The 1,213-nt window shown below is 62.1% G+C and carries 1 protein-coding gene; it reads left to right on the forward strand.

All coding sequences use genetic code 11. The features are described from left to right. On the forward strand, positions 1–1,186 hold a 1,186-nt coding region (locus AU198_RS19575; protein WP_156431681.1), incomplete at its 5' end, for an IS30 family transposase. Between the last annotated feature and the right edge of the window lie 27 nt (positions 1,187–1,213).

A 1,213-nucleotide genomic window follows, 5' to 3' on the forward strand; every position in this document is an offset into this window, starting at 1 on the left:
AGTTTCGGTTCGTCGAGATTTCTTTGATCGTGTGTGTCTGGGATCGACTGTTGGAGATGCCGCCCGGGGTGCGGGTGTGTCATACAACACCGGGTGGCTGTGGTGGCGCGATGCTGGTGCGATGACACTACGTAAGGGTCGCGGAAGTGGTGGGCTGGCTAATCCGGGGAATTTGTTGCGTCCGGGTGGATTCGGCGCCGACCTCAGTTTGGACGAACGCGTCAAGATCATGCGCGGTCTTGATGCCCACCTCACCCAGGCCGAGATCGCGCGCCGAATCGGTCGGGGCCGCTGGACGGTCAGTCGCGAAATCGCTCGCAATAAGAACCCCGACGGGGATTACCACGCCTTGATGGCCCATGCCCGCGCAGCCGAACGCGCGCGGCGGCCTAAGGCGTTCAAGCTCAAAGACAATCCGTTGTGCGCCCAGATTGAGGGCTGGATGGATATCGGTTGGAGTCCCGGGCTGATCGCCGATGTATTGGCCCGCGACTACCCCGATGACAAGCTGATGAGGGTGAGCCACGAGACGATCTATCGCTGCCTGTATGTGCAGGCTAGGGGTAGTTTGCGCGCTGATTTGCACCAACGGCTGTCTACCCGGCGGGCCAAGCGCAAGCCACGCGACCGCACCGACAATCGTCGCGGGGTCTACAGCAGTGGTGAGGAATTCAAAATCAGCGATCGTCCGGCCGAGGCTACCGACCGCGCAGTGCCCGGCCACTGGGAAGGCGATCTGATACTGGGGCCCGGGGGCACGAGTGCGGTCGGGACCCTGGTCGAGCGGTCCACCCGGTTCACCATGCTCTTGCACCTGCCCGGCGATCACACCGCCGAAACGGTAGCCACGGCGATGATCAAGGCGATGAGTGAGTTGCCCGAGGATCTGCGTCGGTCGATCACCTGGGACCGCGGCAGCGAGATGTCCAAGTGGCGTGACATCCAGCTCCAGCTCAACACCCCGGTCTACTTCTGCAACCCCCACTCACCCTGGCAGCGCGGAACCAATGAGAACACCAACCGACTGCTGCGATTCTGGTTCGAAAAAGGCAGCGACCTAAGCGGTTACACCAAGGCCGATCTCAAACGCATACAAGATCTCCTCAACCGCCGGCCCAGACCGACCCTCGATCTCGACACACCGGCCCAGCGGTTAGCCGCACTCCTCAACCAAGCCGCCGCCTAAACGTTGCACTCACCGGTTGACAATGCC

The sequence above is a fragment of the Mycobacterium sp. GA-1199 genome (genome assembly GCF_001500045.1).
Lineage (GTDB): Bacteria > Actinomycetota > Actinomycetes > Mycobacteriales > Mycobacteriaceae > Mycobacterium.